This window comes from Paenibacillus sp. cl141a, from assembly GCF_900109305.1.
In the GTDB taxonomy this organism is placed as follows: Bacteria; Bacillota; Bacilli; order Paenibacillales; family Paenibacillaceae; genus Paenibacillus_AQ; species Paenibacillus_AQ lautus_A.
This window is the reverse complement of the sequence record NZ_FNZO01000013.1, coordinates 17,711-40,703: the sequence shown is the minus strand read 5'-3', so window position 1 is coordinate 40,703 and position 22,993 is coordinate 17,711. Positions and strand designations below refer to the sequence as shown.

At 51.6% G+C, this 22,993-nt stretch carries 24 protein-coding genes; 19 read left to right on the top strand and 5 right to left on the bottom strand.

Translation table 11 applies throughout. The features are described 5' to 3' along the window. Window positions 1-109: 109 nt before the first annotated feature. From BMX45_RS26385 to BMX45_RS26335, 11 genes are all read left to right on the top strand, one after another. Window positions 110-631 (top strand): DUF948 domain-containing protein, encoded by a 522-nt coding sequence (locus BMX45_RS26385; RefSeq protein ID WP_090913191.1) that lies wholly within the window; start codon window positions 110-112, stop codon window positions 629-631. A 56-nt stretch (window positions 632-687) separates the two neighbouring features. Continuing rightward, window positions 688-1,221, top strand: a complete 534-nt coding sequence (locus BMX45_RS26380; protein WP_090913189.1) for a hypothetical protein — start codon at window positions 688-690, stop codon at window positions 1,219-1,221. Between the two features lie 87 nt (window positions 1,222-1,308). Then, window positions 1,309-1,650 carry a YflT domain-containing protein gene (locus tag BMX45_RS26375; RefSeq protein ID WP_090913187.1) on the top strand — a complete coding sequence of 114 codons (342 nt, stop codon included), beginning with the start codon at window positions 1,309-1,311 and terminating at the stop codon, window positions 1,648-1,650. Between the two features lie 252 nt (window positions 1,651-1,902). Further along, window positions 1,903-3,078, top strand: coding sequence for a PP2C family protein-serine/threonine phosphatase (locus BMX45_RS26370; protein WP_090913185.1), 1,176 nt, complete (start codon window positions 1,903-1,905; stop codon window positions 3,076-3,078). Then, window positions 3,075-6,734, top strand: coding sequence for a response regulator (locus BMX45_RS26365; RefSeq protein WP_090913183.1), 3,660 nt, complete (start codon window positions 3,075-3,077; stop codon window positions 6,732-6,734). Before BMX45_RS26370 ends, BMX45_RS26365 begins: the two co-directional genes overlap by 4 nt. Before the next feature lie 60 nt (window positions 6,735-6,794). Beyond that, window positions 6,795-7,667: a CheR family methyltransferase gene (locus tag BMX45_RS26360; protein ID WP_090913182.1), complete on the top strand. Its 873-nt coding sequence runs from the start codon at window positions 6,795-6,797 to the stop codon at window positions 7,665-7,667. A 20-nt stretch (window positions 7,668-7,687) separates the two neighbouring features. Continuing rightward, window positions 7,688-9,367: a response regulator gene (locus BMX45_RS26355; protein WP_090913180.1), complete on the top strand. Its 1,680-nt coding sequence runs from the start codon at window positions 7,688-7,690 to the stop codon at window positions 9,365-9,367. A 112-nt stretch (window positions 9,368-9,479) separates the two neighbouring features. Next, window positions 9,480-9,803, top strand: a complete 324-nt coding sequence (locus BMX45_RS26350) for an STAS domain-containing protein (RefSeq protein WP_009594079.1) — start codon at window positions 9,480-9,482, stop codon at window positions 9,801-9,803. A 32-nt stretch (window positions 9,804-9,835) separates the two neighbouring features. Further along, window positions 9,836-10,285 carry an anti-sigma B factor RsbW gene (rsbW, locus tag BMX45_RS26345; RefSeq protein ID WP_090913178.1) on the top strand — a complete coding sequence of 150 codons (450 nt, stop codon included), beginning with the start codon at window positions 9,836-9,838 and terminating at the stop codon, window positions 10,283-10,285. Next, window positions 10,282-11,052, top strand: a complete 771-nt coding sequence (locus BMX45_RS26340; RefSeq protein ID WP_009594120.1) for a sigma-70 family RNA polymerase sigma factor — start codon at window positions 10,282-10,284, stop codon at window positions 11,050-11,052. Before rsbW ends, BMX45_RS26340 begins: the two co-directional genes overlap by 4 nt. Window positions 11,053-11,174: 122 nt before the next feature. Then, window positions 11,175-12,152, top strand: a complete 978-nt coding sequence (locus BMX45_RS26335; RefSeq protein ID WP_090913176.1) for a magnesium transporter CorA family protein — start codon at window positions 11,175-11,177, stop codon at window positions 12,150-12,152. Window positions 12,153-12,239: 87 nt separating this feature from the next. Here BMX45_RS26335 and BMX45_RS26330 read toward each other — a convergent pair whose 3' ends face one another. The 3 genes from BMX45_RS26330 to BMX45_RS26320 form a co-directional block, all read right to left on the bottom strand. Next, window positions 12,240-12,671, bottom strand: a complete 432-nt coding sequence (locus BMX45_RS26330; RefSeq protein ID WP_175495210.1) for a DUF5665 domain-containing protein — start codon at window positions 12,669-12,671, stop codon at window positions 12,240-12,242. 134 nt (window positions 12,672-12,805) lie between these two features. Then, window positions 12,806-13,216, bottom strand: a complete 411-nt coding sequence (locus BMX45_RS26325; RefSeq protein ID WP_090913172.1) for a YtxH domain-containing protein — start codon at window positions 13,214-13,216, stop codon at window positions 12,806-12,808. A 48-nt stretch (window positions 13,217-13,264) separates the two neighbouring features. Beyond that, entirely contained in the window at window positions 13,265-13,522 is a 258-nt protein-coding gene (locus BMX45_RS26320) for a GlsB/YeaQ/YmgE family stress response membrane protein (protein WP_015737475.1), read from the bottom strand. Between the two features lie 281 nt (window positions 13,523-13,803). Between BMX45_RS26320 and BMX45_RS26315 the strand changes: the two genes are divergently transcribed. Both BMX45_RS26315 and BMX45_RS26310 read left to right on the top strand, forming a co-directional pair. Next, window positions 13,804-14,808, top strand: a complete 1,005-nt coding sequence (locus BMX45_RS26315) for an asparaginase (protein WP_090913171.1) — start codon at window positions 13,804-13,806, stop codon at window positions 14,806-14,808. A 65-nt stretch (window positions 14,809-14,873) separates the two neighbouring features. Further along, window positions 14,874-15,593 carry a pirin family protein gene (locus BMX45_RS26310; RefSeq protein ID WP_090913170.1) on the top strand — a complete coding sequence of 240 codons (720 nt, stop codon included), beginning with the start codon at window positions 14,874-14,876 and terminating at the stop codon, window positions 15,591-15,593. 106 nt (window positions 15,594-15,699) lie between these two features. On the opposite strand, the gene BMX45_RS26305 is transcribed toward BMX45_RS26310, so the two are convergent. Further along, on the bottom strand, window positions 15,700-15,927 hold the full coding sequence (locus BMX45_RS26305; RefSeq protein WP_015737472.1) for a DUF1128 domain-containing protein: 228 nt from the start codon (window positions 15,925-15,927) through the stop codon (window positions 15,700-15,702). A 178-nt stretch (window positions 15,928-16,105) separates the two neighbouring features. Here BMX45_RS26305 and yyaC point away from each other — a divergent pair, with 178 nt between their 5' ends. The 6 genes from yyaC to BMX45_RS31475 all read left to right on the top strand — a co-directional run bounded on the left by yyaC (window position 16,106) and on the right by BMX45_RS31475 (window position 22,497). Further along, a complete protein-coding gene (yyaC, locus tag BMX45_RS26300) occupies window positions 16,106-16,645 on the top strand; it encodes a spore protease YyaC (protein WP_090913168.1) in 540 nt (179 codons plus the stop codon). Between the two features lie 106 nt (window positions 16,646-16,751). Beyond that, entirely contained in the window at window positions 16,752-17,543 is a 792-nt protein-coding gene (locus BMX45_RS26295) for an alpha/beta fold hydrolase (protein WP_009594101.1), read from the top strand. Window positions 17,544-17,863: 320 nt separating this feature from the next. Continuing rightward, window positions 17,864-18,577: a DUF6483 family protein gene (locus tag BMX45_RS26290; protein WP_368087184.1), complete on the top strand. Its 714-nt coding sequence runs from the start codon at window positions 17,864-17,866 to the stop codon at window positions 18,575-18,577. A 27-nt stretch (window positions 18,578-18,604) separates the two neighbouring features. Next, window positions 18,605-19,795 carry a class I SAM-dependent methyltransferase gene (locus tag BMX45_RS26285; protein WP_175495209.1) on the top strand — a complete coding sequence of 397 codons (1,191 nt, stop codon included), beginning with the start codon at window positions 18,605-18,607 and terminating at the stop codon, window positions 19,793-19,795. Between the two features lie 366 nt (window positions 19,796-20,161). Then, window positions 20,162-22,321: an O-antigen ligase family protein gene (locus tag BMX45_RS26280; protein ID WP_090913162.1), complete on the top strand. Its 2,160-nt coding sequence runs from the start codon at window positions 20,162-20,164 to the stop codon at window positions 22,319-22,321. Window positions 22,322-22,344: 23 nt separating this feature from the next. Next, the gene (locus BMX45_RS31475) at window positions 22,345-22,497 is read left to right on the top strand and encodes a hypothetical protein (RefSeq protein WP_175495208.1); all 153 of its coding nucleotides are present in this window, start codon (window positions 22,345-22,347) and stop codon (window positions 22,495-22,497) included. A 65-nt stretch (window positions 22,498-22,562) separates the two neighbouring features. On the opposite strand, the gene BMX45_RS26275 is transcribed toward BMX45_RS31475, so the two are convergent. Further along, window positions 22,563-22,877: a hypothetical protein gene (locus tag BMX45_RS26275; protein WP_009594078.1), complete on the bottom strand. Its 315-nt coding sequence runs from the start codon at window positions 22,875-22,877 to the stop codon at window positions 22,563-22,565. Window positions 22,878-22,993 lie beyond the last annotated feature (116 nt).

Genomic DNA, 22,993 nt, shown 5'->3' with positions numbered 1-22,993 from the left:
TGGAGAACAGTGGCATGAATGGCAAGGAACCCTTTGTTTCGTGAGGTGGGGGATAGGGTAACTATTGCGTATCCGAAACCAAACATAACTTGAAAGTGAGGGACAACGTATGCTAACTCAAATCAGCGTTGCCATTATTGCCGTGGCATTTGCGGTTCTCGTATTCTTCTTGATCAAGACATTGAAGGCGGCCACGCAATCGCTCGAAAAGGTAACACAAACGCTTCAGGAAGTACAAAAGACGGTCGACGAATTGAGTTATGAAGTGAAGCAGACCATTCGAAATACGAACGATATTACGGTGGATGTTCAGCATAAGATGAAACAAATCGATCCGGTTATGGATACCGTCAAAAACCTGGGAGAAGCTTTAAGCGAAGTGACTTATGCGGTGAAGCAAGTTTCTTCCGGCTTGGTTAGCCGCTTTAAGCAATCCCGGATAGAGCAGAAGAAAGAGCAGCCCGCTCGCATGGAAGTGCCTTTGACGGCACAAGATCGCACGTTCCAATCGTATGACGCCGTCTATCAGAAGACGGAAGCGGAAGAAAAATCCCGCAGCCGGAACTGGTTGTCCTATGTGGATACAGCGGTTGGCTTGTGGAACAGTTTCCGTCGTCAAAAAGCCAGATAACCGGGCTTAGGCAAGCCAGGGTATAACACGGCAAGATGATGAAAGGAGGAGGTCGCATGTGGAATGTCGCACTGTTGATGGTCGGGCTCATGGTTTACTCCGGAGGTGGAGGTGCTGCGGCAGCGCAGCAGCCTGCTGCCGAGATATGGCAACCGCCTGTAGTTCATGCCGCTGCGGATGTTGGACAAGCACACACCGGCGACAACTCTTCAGAGGGCTACGGGACGTTAAACGGGATATCGCTTGCGGATACCAAGCGTGATATCGTCCGCAAGCTGGGAACGCCTGCACGAACCGAGCAGGACGGCCTGAGCGGAACTACTAAGCTTCTTTATAAAGATATGGAGGTTGGAGTCCGCAACGGCTACACGGAATATGTTCATGTCAAGCCCTCTGCCGAGTCCTTTCAGGTTGAAGGCCAGCGTATAGGCATGTCAACCGATCATGTCCGGGCATCCCTGGGTACACCGTATTTCAAAGCGGAGGACGGAGATGTATACCTTGAGAACCATCATGCGCTTAAGGTATACATTGACCGGGATACCGGTGAAATCGAAGGCGTCGATTTATTTTTCGATTACAGCGAATAAATTTGTTTCAACCTTGAGAATTACGGTTAATAACCAATGGACTATAACCTAAATTGAGGTTTAATACTATTAGGGGAGGTTTTCACAATGGAATTCACCAATACGAAGTCATACGCCAAAGTCGTGGAAAACGGGACGCAAGCGGTTCAGGAGGTTCAGAATCTTCGGCAGTCCGGTTACGATCTGGATCACATTTATGTATTGGCCCATGATTCGGACAAGACGAGCCGAATTGTGGAAGCATCCGATGCCAATAATGTAGGCATTAAGGAAGAAGGCGTGTTTGATGCCCTGGCGAACCTGTTCCGGTCCCGCGGAGATGAGCTGCGTGCCAAAATCGTATCGCTTGGCTTTACCGAAGCCGAGGCGGGATTTTACGAGAAACAATTGGACCTTGGCAAAGTACTCGTGATTGCTAAGAAGGATTGAGGAAGCATTGAATGTTCAGCTATGGCGCTGATTCGACATAGGAGTTATAGGACTTAAAACATAGATAAGGAATGAGACTATTGACGTCTCATTCCTTATCTATGTTTTAAAAGAATGTTCCATATATCTATTAAAAGTGGAAGATTCAAGCTTGAGAACCTTTTTCTATGGCAAATGATCATAGGGTTATTATAGTATAATAGTAGGAAAAGGATTTCTGTCGCATAAGCCGTAACGTTAAAGGAGAGGGCAATGAGAATATTAATCGTAGATGACAATCCGACTAACGTCATTATTATTCGAGAAATCTTGAAGAAGGAAAATTATCAAAATACACTATCTGCATCTTCGGCCCTGGAAATGCTGGAACACCTGGGAATCGGCGATCGCAGCCATGATCCGAATCCCCGTAGGGCGGATATCGATTTGGTGCTGCTCGATATGATGATGCCTGAGATGGATGGAATAGAAGCTTGCCGTATTGTTCAGCAATACGAGCATTTGAAAGATATACCGATCATTATGGTCACCGCCGTCGGAGATTCGAAAAAGCTGGCGGAAGCGCTGGATGCCGGTGCCGTCGATTACGTCACGAAACCGATCAACAAGGTAGAGCTGATGGCACGTATACGCCTCGCGCTTCGGTTGAAGCACGAGAAAGACTGGCATATTGAAAGGGAACAGCGGGTCCAGGCGGAATTGAAGCTTGCGGCCATGGTTCAGAATGCCGTGTTAAGCTCGCCCATCGAAGATGAGCAGCTGGAGATTCATGCACTGTATCAGCCCTCGGCAGAGCTTGCTGGAGATTTGTATGCATGGTTTCCGCTAGGCGACGGCCGTTATGGCGTGATTCTGCTGGATATGATGGGACACGGTATTACTTCGTCCCTGTTTTGCATGTTCATCGCTTCGGTGCTGAAGGATACGGTTACGACTTATGTCGAACCGGAGAAGGTGGTTCAGGAATTGAACCGCAGATTTAATCAATTGAACCTGGGCGAACAGCTGATTCAGTACTATTTCACGGCCATCTATCTTGTCGTGGACACTCGTTTGAAGCGGGTGGACTACGTCAACGCTGGACATCCCCCGGCTCTCTTCTTCAAGGAGGACGGCGAGGTCATGACGCTTGATCAAGGCTGCTGTCCGGTTGGCTTGTTCGACCGGATCGAGGACATGGAGCCACGAAGCTTTCATTATGAAGGCGAAGGTCATTTGGTTATGTATACGGATGGCCTGCTCGAACTGGTAGAGGGCGGACATGACGAGAAGCTGGATCACCTGAAGAAGCATCTGGGCGGCCCTCACCATTGGAGAGAGGACGAAATGAAGGAACAGTATTTTGTGGATGATCCATCGCAGGAGCGAGAGGACGATAAATGCCTGGTTTGGATATCTCTTAAAAAAGGAGAGGAAACCCATCAATGAAGCTTAAGAGCAAGTTAGTCATTGGTTTTACAACATTACTGGCGCTTATGCTGGTTTTGACCCTGATCGGGTACGACCGGATCAGTTACATGAACAACCAGATGGACCAAATCTTTCAGGAGCGCTACCAGAAGGTGCGAAACTCCAGCGGCATGCGCGGAGAAGTCAACAATATGGCGCGCGAACTTACGAATATGATCCTGAGCAACGATCCGTCTACGTATACGGTGTCCAAACAGGAAATCGAGACGATGACGGCGCAGGCGGAGGAGTATTTTAGGGCCATCAAGGAAAGCGTAAATACCGCAGAGGAACAGCAATTGCTTGTCCGGATCGAGCGTGCGGTTAACGAATATATCGTGTATCAGAACAAGACGCTGGAATTGCTCTCTACCAGCGACGCAGATGGGGCCAACGCACTCCGTAATTCTACCGGGCAATCGGTCCAGGAGGAGATGCTGATCAGCCTGAACGAGCTTAGCAGCTACGAGAATCAGAAGATCAACGATGATATAGCCGCAGCGAAAGCCGCTTACGACCGCTCCGTGCAAATGTTCATCTACATCATGGCCGGCGGGCTTCTTATCGGAATGCTGGTCATTCTATGGATTCTCCCAAGCATTACCCGGGGCATCAACGTGGTCTCCATGATGCTGAAGAGCTTCGGCGAAGGCAGGCTGAAGGCCATCCGCCGTATCAAGGTTACTTCGAAGGACGAGTTTGGGGACGTAGCTCGAGTATTCAAAGACTTGTCCGAAGACATCATCGAGAAGCAGCGCATCGAGGAAACGTATCTCCAGGCGCAGCGTGATCAATCCTGGCTGAACTCGAATATGGCCAGAGTCACCGAGCTGCTGGAAGGAATCAATTCCCTGGAAGAGGTCGGCCAGCGGTTCATCAGCGAATTCACGCCGATCTTGGGAGCACATTACGGAGCCATCTATATCCGTCAGGAAGACAAACATCCGAACAAATTGGAGATGAAGGGCTCCTATGCCCATGAAGGCGGAGAAGAGCCGAAGGTTGCCTTCATGATCGGGGAAGGGCTTGTAGGCCAGGCGGCGCTCGATAAGAAGCCGGTCGTCCTGAAAGGCGCTCCAGAGGACTATATGAAGGTGGAATCCGCTTGGGGAGCTTCCAAGCCCGTATCCATCATGATCTACCCGATTCTATTCGAGAATGAAGTGCTGGGCGTCGTCGAGTTGGCTTCGTTCGAGGAAACGACATCTTTGCAGGAACAGCTGATGTCTCAGCTAAGCCAGTCCCTCGGCATCATTCTGAACAATATCACAGGCCGACTGCGGGTCGAGCAGCTGCTGCGCGAATCCCAGGCGATGACCGAGGAGCTTCAGGTTCAGTCGGAAGAGCTGCAGACGCAGCAGGAAGAACTTCGCCGTACCAACGAGAATCTGGAGGAGCAGACCAATGCCCTCAAGCGTTCCGAGGATCTGCTGCAGCGCCAGCAGGAAGAGCTGGAGCATTACAATACCGAGCTTGTTGCCAAGACGCGTGCGCTTGAGGAGCAAGTGCAGGAAGTGGAAGAGAAGAACGATGAAATCGAGAAGGCGCGAATGCAGCTCGAGCAGCAAGCGAAGCAGCTCTCGATTACAACCAAATACAAGTCGGAGTTCATGGCGAACATGTCCCACGAATTGCGCACCCCTCTTAACAGCCTGCTGATATTGTCGCAGCTGTTGTCCGAGAACAAGGATGGGAACCTAAGCTCCAAGCAGATTGAATATGCACAGACGATTTACATGTCGGGCTCCGACCTGCTCAAAATGATTGATGAAATTCTCGACTTATCGAAAGTGGACGCCGGGAAAATGGAAATCAACTATGAAGACGTCCAGCTTCCGGATATCGAAGCCTTCGTGGAGCAGAATTTCGCAGCGGTGGCATCGCGCAAGCATATCAATTTGGGCGTGCATATTGAAGAGGATATCCCGCAAAGCATCGTGACGGACAGTCATCGCGTGAAGCAAATTCTGCGCAACCTGTTATCGAATGCTTTCAAGTTTACGAATAGCGGCTCTGTCGAGCTGCAGGTGGAGAAGGCCGACAAGGACAAGCTTCCGGTTTACCTAAATGCCGAATCGGACTATGTGGCCTTCGCTGTCAAAGATACCGGAATCGGCATTCCGGCAGACAAAACGGATCTGATCTTTGAAGCCTTCCAGCAGGTAGACGGTACCACTAGCCGCAAATACGGCGGGACCGGGCTTGGACTTTCCATCAGCCGCGAGCTTTCCCGCCTGTTGGGCGGGGGCATTACGGTTGAATCGGAGGAGGGCAAAGGAAGCTGCTTCACCCTCTTCCTGCCGGCAAGCCATCCAGAAGTGGCAGACGGTGCGAAGGAAGCGGCCGCAGCGATGGAGGCACCGCCGGAGAGCTCTCTGATCGTACCGAAAGCCAAGATGGTTACGAAAGAGGTTCAGCCTGCCATACAGGTAGACGATGATCGTAACCAGCTCGGGCCGACGGATAAAGTGCTGCTCATCATTGAGGATGACGTGAAGTTTGCCAGAATCCTGCTCGATATGGCCAGAGGCCGCGGCTTCAAGGCTTTGGTCGCACTGCAGGGTGACATCGGACTGGAGATGGCCAAGTCGTACAGACCGGATGCCATCATTCTGGATATCCAGCTCCCGGTAATCGACGGCTGGTCCGTCATGGGCGAGTTGAAGAGCTCAGCGGTTACCCGCCATATTCCAGTGCATGTCATCTCTGTAGTGGATGAAGTGAAGCAAGGCTTAATGATGGGAGCGATCGCTTACCTGAAGAAACCTTCTAGCCGGGAAGCACTGGAGGACGCGTTTACGCATATCCAATCCTATGCGGAAAAATCGATGAAACATCTCTTGATTGTCGAGGATGACGATATTCAGCGGAATTCCATTATCGAATTGATCGGCCATGACGATGTGTCGATTACCGCGGCATCCACGGGTGCCGAGGCGCTCAGAGAGCTTCGCAAGCAGCGGTACGATTGCATGGTGCTTGATCTGATGCTGACGGATATGACGGGCTTTGAACTGCTAGACCAGATTCGCGATGACGAGAACCTGGTGGATCTGCCTATCATTATTTACACCGGGAAGGATTTGGATTCGAAGGAAGAGATGCAGCTTCGCAAGTATGCGGAGTCGATCATCATTAAGGACGTAAAGTCTCCGGAACGGCTTTTGGATGAGACGACGCTGTTCCTGCATCGGGTCGAGGCTGATTTGCCGGAGGATAAACGTAAAATCCTGCAGAAGCTGCACAACAAGGAAGAACTGTTTGAAGGCAAGAAAATTCTGCTTGTGGATGACGATATCCGCAACGTGTTTGCTCTCTCCAGCGTGCTGGAGGGATACAATATGGATGTGACCTTTGCCGAGAATGGCCGGGAAGCGATCGAGCTCCTTCAGCAAAATCCGGATTTCGATCTGGTGTTAATGGATATGATGATGCCGGAGATGGACGGTTATGAGGCGATGCGCCGTTTACGCGAAATGCCGGAATTCGACAAATTGCCGATTATTGCCTTGACGGCCAAAGCCATGAAAGAGGATCGCGCGAAATGCATCGAAGCGGGTGCTTCCGATTATATGAAGAAGCCGATTCAGACAGAGCAACTTCTTTCCCTAATGAGGGTTTGGTTGTATTCGTAAGCCGTTTTTGTGGGTAAAGTACAAGTAGCAAATAAACACTCGGAAAGCGGTGCAAGCGTAATGTCATCTAGTGACCATATGGAATCAGAACAACTGTTGTTGACAGAGAATAGCGAGCGTGAACTGGAACAGATCGAGATCGAACTTCTTTTGGAAGGCATTCATCGATTCTATGGTTACGATTTTCGAAATTACGCCATTCCATCGTTGAGACGGAGAATCTGGCATCATGTTCATGCAGAGGGAGTTTCCACGATTTCTGCCCTCCAAGACAGAGTACTACATGACCGTTCATGTTTTGAACGGCTCATATATAATTTGTCGATTCCTGTTACGGAAATGTTCAGGGATCCGAAACTATTCCTGACATTCAGGCAGTCGGTGGTTCCATTGCTTCGTACGTATCCGTATATACGGATTTGGCATGCAGGCTGCTCAACCGGAGAAGAAGTGTATTCCATGGCCATATTGCTTCATGAAGAGGGACTGTATGAGAAGTCCCGGATTTATGCGACGGACATGAATTCGCGTTCGCTACAGCAGGCCAAGGAAGGCGTATTCGATATCAAACGCATGAAGCAATATACGAAGAATTACTTGGAGGCGGGCGGCACCCGCTCGTTCTCCGAATACTATACAGCGAAGTACAACTCGGTTATTTTTCAGCCGTTCTTGAAGAAAAACATGATATTTGCCGAGCACAATTTGGCAACGGACCGTTCCTTTAACGAGTTTAACGTGATTTTTTGCCGGAATGTCATGATTTATTTTAATGACCAGCTGCGGGATCACGTGCACGGATTGTTTCACGAGAGTCTAAGCCATTTCGGTATTCTCGTCCTGGGCGCCAAAGAGTCCATACACTTTACGAATTATAACGAAGCTTATGAGACACTGGACCGCGTCGAGAAAATTTATCGAAAGATTAAATAGAAGTTTTGTAGGAGGATCTCATGGGGTTTCACGAACCGATTCATATTCTGTTGGTAGATGACCGCCCTGAAAACTTACTTGCACTCGAGGCTGTTCTGGACAGCGAACAATACACGCTCATTAAAGCTACTTCGGGCGAAGAGGCTTTGCGATATCTCTTGAAGTATGATTTTGCCGTGATTGTTCTCGATGTCCAAATGCCCGGCATGGACGGCATCGAAACGGCAAGGCTGATCAAGGCGAGAGACAAGACAAAGGATATTCCGATCATATTCATTTCCGCAAACAGCAAGGACGCGGAGCATCTTTTTGCAGGATACTCCGCCGGTGCAATCGACTATATGGTTAAACCCTTCATCCCTCAAATCTTGAAATCCAAGATCGAGGGTTTTGTCGATATGTACCGGACCAATAACAGGCTGAAGATCCAGTCCGCGCAATTACACCAGAAGACTCAGGAACTGGAAAAGATTAATCAAGAGCTTGTGCTGGCCAAGGAAGAGGCCGAGATTGCCGCCAAAGCCAAAACCGAGTTTCTGGCGATGATGAGTCATGAAATTCGAACGCCGATGAATGGCGTCATCGGGATGATTGATTTGCTGATGGACAGCGAGCTTCAGGATGAACAGCGTGAATATGCAACGATTATCCGTAACAGTGCAGATGCCCTTGTTAACATCATTAATGATATTCTGGATTTCTCCAAGATGGAATCCGGCAAAATGGAGCTGGAGGAATATCCGTTTGATCTCAAGTCCTGCGTTCAGGAAGTGTTTGGTTTGTTCTCCGGAGAGGCCTCCAAGAAAAACCTGGAGCTTACGTATTTTGTTGAAGATCAAATCCCTTCCATGGTATTCGGCGATATGGGGCGCCTTCGTCAAGTGTTGGTGAATTTGGTATCCAATGCCGTAAAATTTACGAATGAGGGCGGCGTGTATTTGGTTGTTTCGCTTGCCAAGGCCGAAGAGAATCGATTAACGCTTGAATTCATGGTGAAGGATACGGGAATCGGTATCTCGTCGAAGAAGCTTGACCGGCTGTTCAAACCATTCTCTCAATTGGATTCCTCAATGACCAGACGCTACGGAGGTACCGGTCTGGGGCTTGCGATCTGTAAGTCGCTTGTGCAAATGATGGGCGGAGAGATCAAGGTTGACTCCAAGGAAGGGGAGGGAGCCACCTTCGTATTCACGATCTGCGTTCACACGCACGAGGAGGAGTATCCTCGGCTCCGGGAAGAGGAGCATTCGGACAAATATCGGGTGCACGGAGACAGGCAGCGGAACATTCTGATCGTGGACGACCATCCGATTAATCGAAAGCTGATGGAGAGCATGCTTGAAAAGATGGGAATGAAGGCGGATATGGCCGAAGACGGCAGGCAGGCCGTCGAGATGGCTGCCGGGCCTAAAGCTTACGACATGATCTTTATGGATTTGCAAATGCCGGTCATGGACGGTTTGGAAGCCGCTCGCCTCATACGCCAGATGAAGCCTGAAAGGGACGCTCCCGTACTCGTTGCGATGACGGCCAATGTGATGGACGGGATTCAGAAGCGCTGCTTTGATGCCGGCATGAATGAATATATCAGCAAACCAGTCAAAATCAGCTGTGTAAAGCACTTGATATCACGTTATATGCCGGTAGAGGCTGACGGGTGGGACAACGGCCCAAGCCAAGTTCGAATCATCAACGGCTAGTGAATGAATCGTTTTCCATATATTAGCGCGTCTTTATCCCTCGTTAACCTGTTTCAACAAGCGAGATAACGGGTTATGTAAAGGGAAAACAAATGATTGGGAGAGAGTGTCTATGAATACAAAAACGAATGATAAGTTCAATGCCAAGACCCAAATGAACGAGGGCGTATGCACTGTGTTTTTGAGCGGTGAACTTGATCTGTCCGTCGCGCCGGATTTTCGATTGGTAATGGAGCCTCTTGTGGGCAATTCCGAAGTAGACTTAATCGTCAACATGAAGGACATGACATATATTGATAGTACGGGCATTGGTATTCTTCTGTCGATACTGAAAGCCAGACATGGCATGGAAGCACGCTTTGCAGTTGAGGAAGTTCCGCCGCAAATTCAAAAGCTGTTCGATATGACGGGTATTGCGAAGTTCTTTCAGTCGTAAGAAGAATTCCCAATAGGAAAGGATCGAAAAGAATGAATTCAGATGTACAAAGAATAACACTTAATTTGCCTGCCAGTGCTGAATACGTGGATATTGTTAGACTGAATCTGTACGGGATAGCTTCCAAGATGGGCTTTTCCTATGAAGAGATCGAAGATATGAAGGTCGCGGTGTCGGAAGCCTGTAACAACTCGGTTTTGTATGCTTATAGCCAGGAAGGCGGAATGGTAGAGGTTTTATTTCAAGTGGCCGGCGAGTCGCTATCCATTACGGTCAGAGACGAAGGGGAGAGTTTCGACAGTGTGGGGGCGGTTGGCGATCGTACACTTCATGATAAAGATCTCAGCGAGGTCCAAATCGGAGGACTTGGCTTCTACCTGATGGAGGCGCTTATGGACGAGGTGAGCGTGACAAACCAGGCTGGAAAGGGAACCGAGGTCACGCTGACGAAGCGGCTCGCAAGAAGCGAGGAGCCAGTATGAGCGATAAGGCGACTCCCCAAGAGTCCAGAGATGAAGCAGTTCATTTAATAGAACAGTATCAGCAGACGAAGGATAACGATATCGCAACGGTGCTGATTAAAAAATATGAACCGATGGTCAAGATGGCAGCAGGCAAAATTGCCCGGAATCGGCCCGATCTGTATGAGGATTTATATCAGGTTGGCCAAATGGCATTAATCCGTTTGCTTCAGCAATATGACATTAGCCTGGGGATTCCGTTTGAGCCCTATGCCATGAAGAGTATGATCGGGCATATGAAAAACTTCCTCCGCGATAAATCATGGTACATTCAAGTGCCAAGACGAATCAAGGAGAAGGGGGCCTTGGTCCAGCAGGCGATTGATGAATTAATGGTGAAGCTTGAACGATCGCCTGATGTGAATGAGATTGCATCCTATCTGGATCTTTCCGTTGAGGAAACCGTTGAAGTGTTAGCGGGAAGGGAATGCTATCATTATGTATCACTGGATTCCCCATTGTCTCAGGAAGAAACCGGGGCCACGCTTGGAGAGCTGATCAGTTCGGACGTGAACGACTTTGATTCCGTCGAGAAGCGCATGGATCTTCAACAGGCAATGAGCCAGCTGAAGGAGCAAGAGCAGAAGGTGCTGCTGCTGGCATTTCAGGAGGGGCAGTCCCAGCGAGCGATCGCTCAAAGGTTAGGCGTGTCACAAATGAGTGTCTCGCGTATCCAGAAGCGGGCAACGGAAAAACTGAAGCAGATCATGTCCAATTCTTCGTATTGATATGGACAAGCTTCGTAGAGACAGACGTATAGCAACATAAGGCACGCATTCCCGTGATGGAGGAAGCGTGCCTTTTTTGAAACCTCATATCCGTTTTTATCGAAGGGAGTGGCAAGGAAATCATGCTTGGGCCGGATACGACAGAAGGTCAGGAAATTTATAATTTTGCAGGGGGATGGCGATGGCACGATGTCCGAACCGATAACTGGCAATCTTCTTGGATCGGGGAGCTTCGGTCACGCTATCCTTATACAGCCGAATGGTTTAATCTGGCACCGTCGTTAAAGGATCGGAATTACTTATCCGTTCGTTTCAAGGATGGGGTGGAGCCGGTCATTATGGGGTCCATGCTTTATAAGGTCACGAATGAACACGAGCATCATAAGTCGGAACAGTTCTATTTCTATGTGGATGCTCATGTGCTGATCACCATTAATGTGGATGAGCATACCCGCAGCGTGATGGCCAAGGCAGATAGAGCCTCGATGCTTCATCAATGCGAGCGGCCCGTAGACGGCATGTTTGTATTGGCCCGGGCCATTCTGCATTATTACCATGCAGGAATGGATCAATTCGAACATAACCTGCGTCTTGTCGAAAAGGATATGCGTACACGCAACCGAAGATCTTTAATGGATAACATTCTCTCGTCGAGGTTTGAACTGCTGGAATGGAGCAACCTGTTTATTCCTTTTCAGGAGCTGATTGCTGCGGCGAAGGAAGGATATCATGGCGAGTTGGATGCCAGCCGTTCGTTCCAACAGCTCCTGCATCGAGTAGAAAGAATGGAAAGGCTGATTTATCACTATGAGCGCGAAATCGATACGCTGGTATCCATAGATGATGCAATCTCGGCGTTCCGTGGCAATGAAATCATGAAGACCTTGACCATTTTTACGGTCGTATTCACACCGGCAACCGTGATCGGAGCCGTATGGGGCATGAATTTCGAGAACTTGCCCGGCATTAAGACGTTCTGGGGCTTCACGGCAGTCATCGGCTTTACCTTGCTCTGGACCGGGGGGATGTACCTTTGGATGCGTGCGAGGGGATGGACGGGGGACCTGCTTCAAGTAAAGTCCAAAAACAAAAACCTTTGAGGCACAAAGGTTATGCATGAAAGCAAAAATGATGAAAATGCCCGGTACCTCTATAGGTACCGGGCGTTTTCATGCATTGAAGATACACTAGGATCGGGATTGATCGATATATCCTTGCAAATCCGAAATGAAATCCCCTATCATCGGCACATTGACAAAGAAGCTGAGAATGTAACCCAGAAGACCCAGCACGAGAGCCGTGCCAAGGGTTAATCCCAACCCCCGGGCCAGACCGGCTGTGAGGTTGGCAATGATGCGTTTCTTGGGATTCATGTAATTATCGATCATGTCCTTCATTTCGGACTTCTCCAGCGTGGCGGCGATTTTGTCCAGCCGCGTGTTTAATTTCTTCACTTCGTGCCTAAGCTCAAAGGGATGCTCCTGGACCTCATCCGCCTCTTTGGAGTGTCTTTCCCTGGATGATTCGGATTGCACTCGTTGTTCCTCGTTTCGTGTCGACCGACTGCCGCTTCGGGTTGAGAAGCCGGAGCCGCCATGATATGGGTTTGCTTTACTCATGAAATATCCCCGCTTTCCAGGCAGATGCGCCGTTTCATTTCACTTCGGAATCCATACAATGTGGATAAGACAACGTGCCGGATCTGGCACAAAAATAGCCAGCTGCGTCAGCTGGCTATTCGTGACCCTACGAATTAATAATTCGTTGTCGTTTTCATTTCACGGCTGACTTCGGAAGAGGTGTCCATCGCTTTATCCTTCACATCTTTGGAAGCGCTTGAAACCTCGCTTGACACGTCTGCAGATGCTTCCTTGACGCTGGACATAATGCTTTGGCGGCCTTCATTCACGGTGGCCATGACATCGGAAGCTTTGCTGCCCACCGTTTTTGCCAGTTCAGAAGCTTTATCGCCTACGGTATAAGCGACTTCTTTGGTTTTATCCGACACCATGCTCAGCTTCTCGGATAAATCCCCGCGCAGCTCGCGGCCTGGCTTTGGAGCGAACAACAGAGCTGCTGCTGCTCCGACCAAAGCACCGATAAAAGCACCTTTGAAGAATGTGGAACCGCTTTGTACTGGATATTCTTGTTCTGTGTTATTCATAACTTTCACTCCTTTTAGTTAATATAAAAATGAATATAAACACGAGAATCAGGCTGTGCGTCTAAACAACTTGGCAACAAGACCGAGCAGGAATACAAAGATGGCCGTACCGATGATTGCGGGCACAATGGCAAATCCGCCTATGACAGGACCCCATGCTCCGAAGAGCCACGGTCCGAGCCATGCGCCTATGAAACCTGCGATCATGGAACCGATAATTCCGCCCGGCATTTCATGACCAACCAGCGCATCCCCGATTATCCCGATGATGATTGCCATCACGATGCTGATGATGATTCCCCACATACGATCGCCTCCTTTTTCAGAGCAATGTGTTTCGAGTGGGCTTGCTTATCTCGTAATTAAACGCAAGGCCACACCATGAAACAGGAGACGTGCAAAACGGGAGATAAATGAAATGTCCGTCCTCTATGGAACGTATTCTGCTGTCAATTGCAGTTTTTTGTACTATACTGAATACAGATTTGCAATCATTCTCGAATAAGCGTGATCTCGGGGAAATGCAAGCATACAGGCTTCTCAAGGCATCATACGTAACAGACGGTATATAGAAGGAGATATTCAACATGGACACTGTATTGGTGAAGGAATATCGGGCGGACATATTGGAGTGCGTCCACAATGGACATATATGCGTCGTGAATGAACAAGGTAAGGTCGAGGCTTATGCGGGAGATCCGGATTATGTCGCATTTACGCGCTCTTCGGCCAAGCCGATGCAGGCGATTCCTTCCATTCGCGGCGGGCTGGCTGATCATTACGAACTGTCCGATGAGGAAATTGCGATCATGACGGCTTCGCATCGTGCGGAGCGGGCTCATGTGGAAGTATTGGAGCGGTTTGCACGCAAGGCGGGCATCAGCGAAACCCACATGGTGTGCGCATCCAGCTGGCCGCTGGACGAAGGAAGCAAAGAAACACTTTTGCGAGGCGGCGGCGATAAAAGTAAATGGTACCATAATTGCTCCGGCAAGCATTATGGCATGCTGGCCTACTGCCAGATGGCGGGATATCCGCTGACGGGATACGATCAGCCGGAACATCCGCTGCAGCAGGAAATCCTTCGGACGGTCGCCTATTTGGCGGGATTGGCTCCCGGCGATGTTAAACTGGGAACCGATGGATGCGGACTGCCGGTATTCGCCATGCCGCTCTGCGCTTTGGCAACCGCCTACATGAAGCTTGCATGCCCGGACCTCATAGAGGACGAGCCGACGCGAAAGGCGGTCATGCAAATCACGAAGGCCATGCATGCAGCCCCTTATATGGTGGCGGGTAAACACAAAGTGGATACCCTTCTTCTGGAAGATCCTAATATTGTGGCCAAGGGCGGCTTCAAGGGAGTGTACTGTTTCGGCCTTAAGAAGGAGCGGCTCGGCATCTCTTTCAAAATTTCGGACGGCTCCGAGGAAGAATGGGGCTGGATCGCGGAGTCCATATTGGAACAAATCGGCTATGGCAGCAAAGCGACCATCGAACGGCTGAAAGCTGCATATCCTAAGGATTTATATAATGATGAGGGTCTTCGAGTAGGCAGGGTAGAAATCGGATTTAAGCTGCTCCACGCTTAAGGGCGACTGATTAGACCGGAAACCGCCGGGGTATTGAATAGTAAAAAAGGCGGAGGTGACCGGCCATGATTAAAATCATGACGGCAGCGGAAAGACATACTACCCATGAAGACGGTATTCACAGCGAATTCAGCTTTTCTTTTGGTGATTATACAGACCCGCATAACGAGCACTTTGGAAGCCTTCTGGCGCATAATGAATACGTGCTCCAACCGATGGAGGGGTTTGATCGAAGGTTTCATCATGATTTGGTGATTGTGCATTTGGTGCTGGAAGGCACGTTGACGTATGAGGATGATACAGGGAAGCTCATAGAGCTTACGCCCGGTACGATTCATGTCGTGAATACAGGCTCCGGCGTGTACCATGCCGAGAGGAATGCCTCATCTTCGGAGGACGTACGCTATCTGGAAATGTGGTTTCTCCCGGCAGAGCCGGGACTTGAGACCAGTCACCATCAAAGCAGTTTCACAAAAGAACAGCAATTAAACCAGATGCTTCCGATCCTCGGTTCAGGCAATGGTAAGTCGAGCCTGCCCCAGTCGCTGGATGTTGTGATGTACAGCAGCATACTGGAGACCGGACAAGAACTGGCGTACAGTCTGGCCGGGGATCGTAGAATGCATCTATACGTCATAAGCGGTCATGTCGAAATATCATCGGAAGACGGCGTATTCGATATTAAGGCGGGCGATGCGGCAAGGATACAGCGTCGTCATGAGCTGACCTTCCGGGGGAACTCCAGTGAGGGAAGCTCGGAAATGGTCCTTATCGATATGCCATAACGTAAACAGAAAGCCCCGGGATTTGCGAGAATCGCAAGTACCCGGGGCTTTTGTCATGACAAAAGCGCTTCTTAAGAATACACTCAACGTTCGTGAAGATACCGTCCTACTGGTTTCCGCGGAGCTGTCCAAGCTCGGATACAACGGCTTCCACTTCCGAAATGCTAAGATTCTGTTTATTCATGACCATATCGTACAGATCATAAATGTCATCATATTGGTTAACCGAGAAGGCGGAGGCCTGCATGGCAGCGCCTGTAGCCATTCGTAGCTTCGTTTTAATCTGTTCGATCATATACTCGACATTGGCTTGGGATTTTTCACTCAAATCCATGGAATAACACCATCCTCTCTTAGGCGGATTTACGATTTTCATCCCTGTATTGTAACATGTTAGCGTGCGGCTCGACCAATGTTTTTGCCATCTATGAGGAAGATAGGTTAAAATCAGAAAAAAACGCTTCGCCGTCAGCGATGCTAATCATCGAACCATTTAATCAAGGAGGTCCGTCATGAGCGAACAAGCCGGCAAGACGCCAAGCGTGCATGCTGCCAAAGCCAAGATGTCGGGCCATGAACTGGCCGATTTTTTTCGGGGGATTTCGCAGCGCCATGCGCTGGGCAGCATCGTATTTTTATGTATTGGCACCGACCGTTCCACAGGTGACGCGCTCGGTCCGTTGACTGGAAGCCGGCTTGTGGAATGCGGTTTTCCGCAGGTGATCGGGACGCTGCCCGAACCCTGTGATGCTTTTAATCTTGTGGCAAAGCTTCAAGGCATACCCGAGGATCAGGTGGTTATTGCCATTGATGCTTGCTTGGGACAATCCTCTTCCGTCGGTTATTTCTTTGCAGGCGAAGGTCCGCTGACACCGGCCCAATCCGTCGGCGGGAAGCTGCCGGCAGTGGGAGACTACAGCGTGGCAGCGGTCGTGAACGTTCATGGACCGAAGCCGTATTGGACCCTCCAAGTGACGTCCCTTTACCAGGTCATGGGAATGGCGGAGCAGATAGCGAAGCAAGCCGCTGCGGCCTTTGGCCTTTGGCCGTAAGACACGCGTTTCAACCGGGGGTGTTTTGGTTTAATAATAGTTCATTCTTTATAAAATAATGGGTGTCTATCCTAGGGCATCGCTGAATAGAAAGAAGGGTATCGCTATGGAAAAAGTACAATGCAACGGCAGCACGATTTGCTACGTGGATCAGGGACAAGGTGAGCCGGTCATTCTGCTTCACGGTTTCTGCGGAAGCTCCGCCTATTGGGAACAGGTACTGCCATATCTTCAAGGCTTCAGAGTCATTGTACCGGATCTCCGGGGTCACGGGCGGTCTGATGCACCGATGGGATCATATACCATCGAACAAATGGCGGACGACGTACTGCTATTGATGGATGAGCTCGATATTCCGAAGGCGGCGTTGCTCGGTCATTCCCTCGGAGGATATATAGCACTCTCCTTCGCCCAGCGTTACGCTTCTCGATTGAACGGCTTTGGCCTCATCCATTCTACGGGCTATCCGGATTCGGATGAAGCGAAGGAGAAACGGGTGAAAGCGGTCAGCACCATCCAAGGGGAGGGCATTACGGCTTTTGTTGACGGATTGGTGCCGGGCCTGTTTGCTCCGGATACGAAGGAAACCAAGCCGGAATGCATTCAGCGGGCGAAGGAGATCGGTTACCTTACGCCGCCGCAAGGAGCGATAGGGGCGGCGCTGGCCATGCGCGAGCGTCCGGACCGGCGAGATGTGCTCTCGGCATCCACGCTGCCGATCCTGCTTGTAGCAGGAGAGAAGGACGGCTTGATTCCGGCGGAGCGCACCTTTACCACAGACCATGACAACGTAACCCGGATCGTGATCGAGGGCGCGGGTCATATGAGTATGATGGAGACGCCCGAGAAGCTCGGCGAAGTCATTTCCGCTTTCATGGGACGGCTGGAGCAAGAATAAATCCATATCGTTTATAATAAACGGATACTCCTATTAACGGGGTGTCCGTTTGTTGCATTGTGGGCTGCAGTTGCAGTGGACCTTCCATTGTTTCCGGACCCCGCCTGAACAAAGCGTGAACGGGCAGGAGGGCGGCTACTGGAATTCTGGTCCCGGATAGCCTACAATTTAATCGGGATCCGGATTGGGAATAGACCCGGCATGTATGCATCTGCAGGGGATTCACCGAAGCTGCCGGGCATGCCGGTCCTAAGTTCCTCCGCAGCGGGAATTACCGGAAGGTTAAAGATGAGGTCAACAATTCGCTGCATCCGTCACGGATGCAGGTTGGGGGCGAGTGTATGTTTCGCAGGGATTATCTTGTGCGGCTTATTGAGGATATGACACAGATGATAGCCAAAGTGTTTTCGCTCAAGCAGGAGCGCAAGCACACCGAAGCTTTATGGGAGCTGGATGAGCTTTTTAAACGGCAGTTCCGGTTGAATTCAGGGCTGCTTCGCTCCTTGTCCGCAGCCGATATCGAGCAGCTCTTTCGTAACCATGGTTATCTGGAAGCGGACAAGCTGCAGAGTGCCGCAAGGCTGATGGAAGAGGAAGCATCGCTGCTGCTCGAGCTTGAGCGCGAAGAAGAAGCCGTTATGCTCTATACCAAGGTCTTTCAGTTATATTTGAAGTCAGCCCTGCAAGGGGCGGATCCGAAACTGATCGGGTTGACGGAACGGATCGGTCTGGTGAAAGAACGTTTAAGGGCTTACGCGTGGCCCGAAACGGCGATGCTGGATTATTATGCGTATACGGAACAGCAGGGGATGTTCGCGGAAGCGGAGAATACCCTGTACCAACTGCTGGATAGCGGTATGATCGAATATGACGAAGCTGTAAGGTTCTATCAAAGATTGCAGCAGAAACGGCCCGAGGATTTGGCAAAAGGCGGCCTTCCGTTGGAGGAAGTCGAGGAAGGAATGGACGAGCTCCACCGCCGTTTTCCGCATGCGGCGGCGGACGGAGACAAGGCGTTTCCCAGCCTCGATTAACCTGTCTATAACATAAAAGAAAGCGAGATGTACCATTTGGATGCATTAAGAAAATTGATTCATAACATCATGGAAGAAGCGTCATTGATTACGGCTACGCTAAGCCAGCTTCGCAAGCGGGAAGGCATGACCTACAGCAAAGTAACGGTGAAGCCCGTAGAGCTTAAGAACAAGCTGCACTATCAGTTCGCCTATTATTCCGGAACCAAGGTCACCCATCAGAATGTGCCGGCGGATGAGGCGGAGGCCGTACTGTTGGATATGTTCGAAAATGTATTCCGGCAAGCGATGATCTATACGCCGGAAGCGGACTATCAGGTTCTGATTTCGAAGAAATACAAGGTTTCGATTCTGACCAAATCCGCTTCCAAGACCAAAACGGATTTGGCGCATAACCGGAAAAAGACCTACATTCTTGAAGAGGGAGAGCCGGTTCCGTTTCTGGTGGAGCTGGGCATCATGAGCGAGGATGGCAAAGTATTTGCCCGCAGATACGATAAATTTAAACAGATCAACCGCTTCTTGGAGATGGTGGAGGATGTCCTCCCTCACCTGCCGGCGGACCGTCCGCTTACGATCGTCGATTTCGGCTGCGGCAAATCTTATCTGACCTTCGCCTTGTATCACTATTTGGCGGTAACCGCGCGCAGAAAGCTGAATATTGTCGGATTGGATCTCAAAGCGGATGTCATCGAACACTGCAGTATGCTGGCGAAAAAACTGAATTATACCCAATTGCGGTTTCTTGTCGGCGACATTGCGGAATATGACGAACTGGAGCAGGTGGATATGGTGGTCACGCTGCATGCATGCGACACCGCAACCGATGCGGCGCTGGAAAAAGCGGTCCGCTGGGGGGCTTCGGTGATTCTGTCGGTGCCTTGCTGCCAGCACGAGCTGTTCGCCCAAGTCCAGAGCCCGGTCATGGAGCCGCTGCTGTCCCACGGCATACTGAAGGAACGCTTCTCGGCGCTGGCCACGGACGCCATTCGGGCCAAGCTTCTCGACCTGATGGGATACAAGACGCAGCTGCTGGAGTTTATCGATATGGAACATACGCCCAAGAATATTTTGATCCGTGCGGTTAGCGGTTCTGCCGGAGACCGGGATAAACTATGGCAGGAGTATACCGCCTTTCGAAATTTTTTAAGCGCCTCGCCGTACCTTGAACAGGCTTGCAAGGACCTGCTCCCGAATACGGAAATGGAGCCGCGTTGAACCGGATTGGCGATGATTGTTGCGAGCGCGCACGTTCATCGCTTTTTTTAATGAAAAATAGGAACTTCGGAGCCGACCTTCCAGTTATCGCAACATAATCAACATCTAAAAGGGGTCTTTCTTCTGAGAATGTACGTCGTTAGACGTTTTTCTTGCGATGGCAATCAAAGCCTTGATTTAGGGAATCGTGCGTCCCTTACAGCACCAGATGTGATCGCCAACATTGAATCAAGAATAACGCCTACCGTCCTTGTCCACAATGGCTATTAGGGTGGGTTTCATCTTCAGCACACGGAGGAGCGGGATCGTGCTGGTGGCAGAAGCGGAGAAGGGTAGCGCATTCTTTCTTGAACGGGGCGTGGTGTAATGGCATCGAATACCCTGCATCGTGTTTGCGGGATGATGCTGATCGGGCTGGGGCTTGCGGCCAGTATCCGGAGCGGAATGTTTTTTGACGAGGATGTATATTGGATCGGAGCGGGTTTCGGCGTGCTTCTGCTGCTCATGAAGGGATCGGATTGGCATGCTGCCGTTCAAAGCCGGAAGAATCATGGCATGGGAAAACTGCCGGAGGCGGTTCCTTCGGACAGAGAATTGCGGGTGGTTCTTGGCTGCATCTGCGCAATCCTTCTCATCTACGTCTTTCACGGGATAGGGCGTCCCCTCTCTCTGGAAGGCACGATGAGGGAGATCATCCTGTGGGGAAGCTATGGTTCTTTTGCCATGGTTGCTTGGCGCACGTGCCGTACAGGCTCCGGCTTACGCATCCTGCATGCCGGCTGGCATCTGCTGGGCGCCGTGCTGTGCGGCAGCGCCTTGCTTGCCGTATACGGGCTTATGGAGCTGCCGTATGGGATCTATCATACGGCGGATGCGGACATTAGCGCGACCGGCGCGAGGCTTGGCGGCCTGCTTCAGTACCCGAACACGTTCGGGGCGGTGATGGCCGCCTTTTTGCTGGAGCGGCTGTTCGCGCTGCCGTCCGTCCTCCGGAACCGGACGGGCACGCTCCGCGCTGCGACAGCGCTGCTGCCGCTTGCGCCTTACACCGCCGCGCTGCTCCTGACGGAGTCGCGCGGCGCCTGGCTTGCGGCCGCCCTTGCGTGCGCGGCCGGCTTCGCCCAGGAGCGGCGTGCCTTGGCGCCGCTCCTGGTGGCTGCCGCCGCGCCTGTGGCGAGCGCGGCGCTGCTGTACCGCCAGCTGGCGGATGCCAGGCTGGCGCCAGCCGTGCTGCCCGGCCTGCTGTGGCTGGCCGGGCTTTGGGCCGGCGGCGTCCTCGCCGGCCTGCTGCTGTGCCGCTGGCGGCACAGCGGAGGGCCCGGGCGGCGTTACGCCGCGCCCGGGGCCCTGGGAGCTGCGGCCTTGCTGGCAGCCGCAGCGATGGTCGTGATCCTGCTCCAGGTGCAGGATCGGACCCTGGGCGGCGCGGCAACGATCAGCGCGCGCCGCCTCATGTACAGCGACGCCTGGCAGCTGGCCCGGTCGTCGCCGTGGCTGGGACGGGGAGGGGAGACGTGGCGGCAATCCTACCTCGCCATTCAGTCCCAACCCTACGTGGGTGCCGAGGTGCATAACGGATATATGGATATCCTGTTGAATACGGGAGTCATTGGACTGCTGCTTGTCCTTATTCTGGTTATCTTTATGGTTGCGAGGCTCATCCGGGCAAGCTCACGATTCATGCCCCCCGCCCTCGTGCTGATTGGACATGCGTCCGTGGATTTCGATTGGGGCTTCGGGTTGGTATGGCTGCTCCTATTGTGGCTTACGGCAATGGGCTTGGCCGAGGGTTCCCCCGATAAGGCGCCGCAGCGTGAATCTATGGCAACTCGGCTACCCCGGCCGTTCAAACGATGGAATCAACTGCAAGCCGGCTATGAAGGGGAGCGTGCCCGCTCCTCGCCGCGACGGCTCAGGGTTATGGTCATTCTCCCGCTCGTGGCTTGGACTTTCCTCGCCGCGGCGTTGGGCATCAGCGAGCTCCAGGAGCGATGGGCCGCAACAGAGCCGCCAGGCCGGCAGATCGTGCTCCTCCGATCCTCGTTGAAGTGGAACCCTGCCAATACGGATGCGTCCATTAAGCTCTCGGCATGGCTTCCCCCAAGCGAGCAGATTCCGCTGCTGAAACGAAGCATGGTGCATGCGCCGAATCACCCGGGTTTAAGCTGGCAGCTGGCCGAAGGCTATTCCCTAAGAGGCGAATCGGAGGAAGCAGCAGCATGGTTCAAAAGGGGCATCGAACTGGATCGTTTAAATGCGGTCAAGCAAACCCGGGCGGTGCTGAAGCTGGCCGCCCTTGCGGACGGGTACCGCTGGGCGGGAGATTCCCCCCGAGCGGTTGACGCGGCCCGGGCCGGATGGGATACCTTGAAGCGCTATCGCTTCCTTGCGGCCGCTCTTCATGAGCTTGATCCTATTCGAAATGACCGTGGCTTTCATCTGTCCGTGCTTGCGGCTCGGCAGGCCAACCGCTTGGATAACACGATGACATGGGGAGAACGGGAGCATGCTGCAAGGCAGCCCTGATATCCGTTATCTCCGCACAGCCTATGGCGAATCATGCGAATGGCAACCAATCGCAGCGACTTACCTTGCCCCACCTGACGCGGCACTATGAAGGGCGGCATGGCGTTGACGACGCTTTGATGGTTCCCTTTAGAACGAACGGTGTAGAAAGGACCGACCTATCGATCTACGGTTGACGATCCAAATGCAGCCTTTTGTCGTAATTTCTCACGGTGTGACGGGGGAAGAGAGGGGGAATAGGTCATCCCCCGAAGGCATCCCGAAAGGCGGAGGCCAGCTGGCGCTCCGGAACCTGCCAGAGCTCGGCAAGCTCGCCGCAGACGTCTTTTTCCCACCAGTCGCACAGCAGTTTTTTGTTGCTGTAGTTTTCGTGAATCCAGATCAGGTTTCCGATGACCTTCCGATAATACAACTCCTCGCCTTGCTTCAAGGTTTCCGGAGGAAGGTACAGCTTGAGCCGCTTGGTCGTACGGTATAATTCTTTGCTGCAGGCCCGCCGTATCCCGCGCGGGGAGGGGGGCTTGCTGCCCGGTCGTTTGGCATGGGGAGAATGCATGCGTTAACTCACTCCTTTACTTCACCATATGTCCCGAAACGGGCGAAAGTCACTGCGCCGCCCATAATTGGGCGCATTAGAAGGCATGTAGAAGGCATGTCCCGGGCTGTGTTAGA